The organism is Chamaesiphon sp. OTE_20_metabat_361, assembly GCF_031364565.1.
The window spans coordinates 1-4,398 of the sequence record NZ_JANLWO010000034.1; the positions used below are offsets into that span (position 1 = coordinate 1).

A 4,398-nucleotide genomic window follows, 5' to 3' on the forward strand; every position below is an offset into this window, starting at 1 on the left:
AGTAATTCTAATTCAAATTCGGGATCGTCTTCCGAAACTTGATGCAGTTGTTCCCAGTCGATATCTATGAGATCGTTCATTAGAGAATGTAGGTAAGAGACGTAGGCTAACTCCGATTACTATTTTATCCTCTAGACCGCCGATCCTAACCGTATGTTTCAAACCACCCGTCGCCGTTTGGCAATTTGGTACACCACTGTGACGGCGATCGTGTTGCTGGTGTTTGCCAGTGGAATGTATATCTACGTGCGGAGTACGCTGATCGAGCGGGTCGATGATACTCTCAATCATGTCGTGGAAGTAGTGACGCGATCGATCGCGATCGATCGGATCGAGGCACCAGGTTTACCCAGTCAGTTTCAGATTAATGTCGCGGCGAGTTTTCAGGATAACTCGAATAGGCTAGACGACGATCGGATCGATTTAGAAGTATTTAATCTCAGTGGCAAGTTGTTATGGTCTACGCTCAGAGAACCACTAAACCTGCCCGTATGGATCGATCTCGATGGTGCAACAGTCCGGGTGCAAAACGATATTCCAGGGGAGCGGCAAAGCCAGCGCATCCTCCGGCAGATTACCGCACCAGTCGATAAAAATGGCGTGTTGGTAGGTTTTTTGCGAGTTAGTCATCCGTGGTTTGAAGTTACCAAACCAACCGAATTGCTCATTGTCGATCTGACAATCGGCACTTCCTTAATTATCGCCAGCGTTGCGACGATCGGCTGGTTTTTATCCGGGATTGCGATCGAACCAGTTAAGGCATCTTATCAGCAGCTCAAACAGTTTACCGCCGACGCTTCTCACGAACTCCGCAACCCGATTGCGACGATTCAAACTAACGTGCAAGTAGCTCTGGGTGAAGAACCCCTGTTACCCGCGCAGCGCCAGCAACTCCAGACGATCGAACGTTTGACGCGGCGCTTGGGGCGACTGGTTGACGATTTGTTATTTTTAGCGCGTCAAGATAGTAGTATTGCGGCACCAGAACTCAGTCCCGTTCCCCTCGATGCCCTGCTGATGGAAACGATCGAAGAACAAAGATTGGCTGCTGCTAGTAAAGGGATCGAGCTGGTATTAGAAATTGTCGATCCGCTGCCGATTACTGTCGGACAAGGTGAGGAAGACGATCGACTCGAAGCCTTTAGTATCGATGGCGATTGGGACAGATTGGTGAGGTTATTTACCAATTTATTGACTAATGCAATTGGGTACACATTGCCAGCTACCGATAATTGTCATCTCAATGCTTCCCCACCACAGATAAAAATCGAACTCCAACAACTACTGCGCCAAAATACAGCCTACCTCCAAGTCCAAGTTCGCGATTGGGGGATTGGGATCCCTGAGACGGCACTGCCTTATTTATTTGACAGGTTTTATCGTGTCGATCTGGCACGGACAGCTACAGCATCCGATGTGAGCAGCGGTTCGGGTTTGGGACTAGCGATCGTCCAATCGATCGTCGCTAGTCATCAGGGCGAACTCGCGATCGAGAGTCAAGTAGATGTCGGTACGACTGTCACTGTCACGTTTAAGCAATCTCAAGCTCAAAAATAGCCCATGAGGAAGTGTTCGATTCCTGCATACTCACTTCATGATTTTTTCAGGCGATCGATCGCGGCTACCAACATCAAAACCCTTCCCATCAGCCAATGGGAGGGGTTTTGACATCACACAGCTAGAGTTTTCCCGTAGGCTAGCGGTTGAAATTAGTCATCGCAGTAACAATCGTCGTTACCATGACCGCCATAACCATAACCGTGACCTTTGCCTTTATCATCATTGCCATGGCCACCATAACCATGACCTTTGCCTTTTTTATCTTTCTTATCCTTCTTGTCGTAACCGTGACCGTAGTTGCTACCGCCAAAAACCTGGCTGCTGTCAGTTGCTTGCAGTTCGGTGAGGAAGCTGTTGGATGCCGAGAGGTCAGCATTTAAGTCGGAAATGGTAATCAAAGCCATAATCGTACAGTTCTCCTAAATATGTTAAAAAGTTGACTGTCAACAAATTAAATCTGTCGGTGATTCTCATCACAAATCTATGATCTCCGATCGCCATTCGATCGACAACCTATCTACGGCGAGCAAAAAGACATAAAGGTATATGTAAAATCTGTATTTTTAACAACAAATGTCCAAAAGAACACGATCGAAGCTACGGGTTTGTAGTAACTGGTTCGAGATCGGTATCACTGAATGGGCGATTTTCAAATCCGCAGCCATAACGATGGACTTGCAGCACCCTATTGCCACCCAGCCACAAACTCAGAAGGGATACTCAATAATGAGTATCCCTTCTGAGGTATTTAGTTCGCGCTAATTGTCGATCGACAATTAATGGCAGGGATAGACAGGAGGGCAATATACAGGTGGGCAAGGATAGCCGTAACCTTTGCTATTTTTACTGCCTTTTTTGCTGCCTTTTTTGCTGCCTTTTTTGCTACCGCCACCGCCATGACCGCCACCGCCAAAGATTTGGCTGCTATCAGTTGCTTGTAGTTCGGTAAGAAAGCTTTCAGCACCTGCTAATAAGTCGCTACCAGCAAGGTTTAAGTCAGCGATTTTGATTAAAGCCATGTTTGGATTCCTCTTAGGTTACAAATCGAATCGTTAATGTACTTTCGGACATTTTGTGATTCTTGTTACACATCATCATGCTCGATCGCGATTTCCCACACAACCCACCTGCCGAGATTGAAAAGACATAACACTATGTATAAAATCTACGCTCTGAGGGTCTGGCAATATCTACATCAGCGCATATTTTGACACAAAGGCTGGCTGGCTATCGATCGAGTTACTACCTAACTATGACGATCTTGTAATATTTGGGGACTTAACGATGTCAGTTTTAGCCAAACAAAAGCCTTGTTACGAAGTGGCATAAGTAGCATAATCATCGCGGCTGGAGGAATTGAGATAAGGCTGATGCCAGTCGAGTTGTACATTGTGCCAAGCTGCTTCAATTCGAGCTAACTTATCGGTAGTTGATGTTTGCGCGTGCAAGAAAGCCGTCACCAATCCCTCAGCGACGAGTTCGCACCGATGCTGTCCAAACGAATTCGTAGCCGGGGGCATCTGAGCGAGTCCCAGTCCCGGCGCTAATTGCTTGGTAAACAGCGGTACTTGCGGCGAAAATTCAGTCTGATGTGCTTGATAGATGGCTAGTAGGGTAGTTTGGATGGCAAGGTAATCGGCATCAGCCAGCCAGAGTGTTGCCGCGTCATAGCGACAAAAGAGGTGTGGGTGGTGGAGAATGGCAAACTCGAAGCGAATGCCTAATTTATTTAATGCGGCGGTTAATTGCGCGGCGATCGTTACAGCAGCATCGGGTGTAATATTGAAGTAAACTCGCACGAATTGGCGCTCGTCATGTTGAGGAGAGCCAGCATTACCGACCATGATATAGGTATCGATCCCAACCAGATTGTGCGGTAAATAAATCGGAATGGTATCGCCAATCTTAGCTTGATGGAGATTTGGCGGTACGTGCTGTTGCAGATCGACATGTACGTGCAGTCCATCTTTGACGACGATAAGTTCGCGATCTTCAGTTACGGCGACGATCTGCCAATTGAGATCGAGATAGCCGCGACTGGTATTACTATGCTGAAGCCGCCGATAAAAATTAAGATCGACACCATTATCAAAACGATCGCTTAATTGGGCTGGTAATATTTGATTTGTGGGATTGACTAGATCGATCGGGAGTTTACTCCCTGTAAAATACAGATCGTAAAGATAGTTACAGACGCGATCGGTGAGAAACTTTTGCTGTAACTGAACTGGTATCTGGGTAAATCTCGCCCTCAGATCTGGATCGATCGTGGTGGGAGGATAGTTAGGATGGGAGATAGTTAAATCTGGATCGATCGCGATCGTCTCGATGATTTCTACCAATTTCTGCATGAATATTGACATAAATTATTTAGCTACTAATTAGGTAAAGTCTTGCGCGAATAAAGTTTTCATTGCGGCTTGTGGCGTACATAGCAACTGCTTGGCCACTTGGAGCATCACAATTCCGCGATCTCCAAAGCGTTGCTGCTCGTCGATGGTTATTTCAATCCGTTGAATCAGTGCTAACCCCGCAAATTGGAGCGATCGGGTGAGATAATCGGGACGAGCGACTAAAATGGCTGGAAACGTATCTAAATACGATTGCACTAAGGAAAATAACGATGGCTGAAGTAGCTCTAAGGGAGTAGCTGCTAGTTGTAATGATTCATCAATGCTGAGGATATTGCTAATCGCTAATCCATCTAGCCAAATTTCTAAATAGCTACCTAAAATACAGCCGAGATCGAAAGCCGGATCGCCCCAATTTGCGGGGTTAGCACTGATTCAACGGATTGAAATAACCATCGACGAGCAGCAACGCTTTGGAGATCGCGGA

The 4,398-nt window shown here is 46.5% G+C and carries 5 protein-coding genes; 1 reads left to right on the forward strand and 4 read right to left on the reverse strand.

Annotated elements, in window-relative coordinates; translation table 11 throughout:
- Positions 1-153 precede the first annotated feature (153 nt).
- Positions 154-1,557 carry an ATP-binding protein gene (locus RMO35_RS00795; RefSeq protein WP_309737888.1) on the forward strand — a complete coding sequence of 468 codons (1,404 nt, stop codon included), beginning with the start codon at positions 154-156 and terminating at the stop codon, positions 1,555-1,557.
- Between the two features lie 152 nt (positions 1,558-1,709).
- Here RMO35_RS00795 and RMO35_RS00800 read toward each other — a convergent pair whose 3' ends face one another.
- From RMO35_RS00800 to RMO35_RS00815, 4 genes are all read right to left on the reverse strand, one after another.
- Positions 1,710-1,964 carry a hypothetical protein gene (locus RMO35_RS00800; protein ID WP_309737889.1) on the reverse strand — a complete coding sequence of 85 codons (255 nt, stop codon included), beginning with the start codon at positions 1,962-1,964 and terminating at the stop codon, positions 1,710-1,712.
- Between the two features lie 372 nt (positions 1,965-2,336).
- Positions 2,337-2,579: a hypothetical protein gene (locus RMO35_RS00805; RefSeq protein ID WP_309737891.1), complete on the reverse strand. Its 243-nt coding sequence runs from the start codon at positions 2,577-2,579 to the stop codon at positions 2,337-2,339.
- A 294-nt stretch (positions 2,580-2,873) separates the two neighbouring features.
- Positions 2,874-3,923 carry a T3SS effector HopA1 family protein gene (locus RMO35_RS00810; protein ID WP_309737893.1) on the reverse strand — a complete coding sequence of 350 codons (1,050 nt, stop codon included), beginning with the start codon at positions 3,921-3,923 and terminating at the stop codon, positions 2,874-2,876.
- 18 nt (positions 3,924-3,941) lie between these two features.
- Positions 3,942-4,169, reverse strand: a complete 228-nt coding sequence (locus tag RMO35_RS00815) for a hypothetical protein (RefSeq protein ID WP_309737894.1) — start codon at positions 4,167-4,169, stop codon at positions 3,942-3,944.
- Between the last annotated feature and the right edge of the window lie 229 nt (positions 4,170-4,398).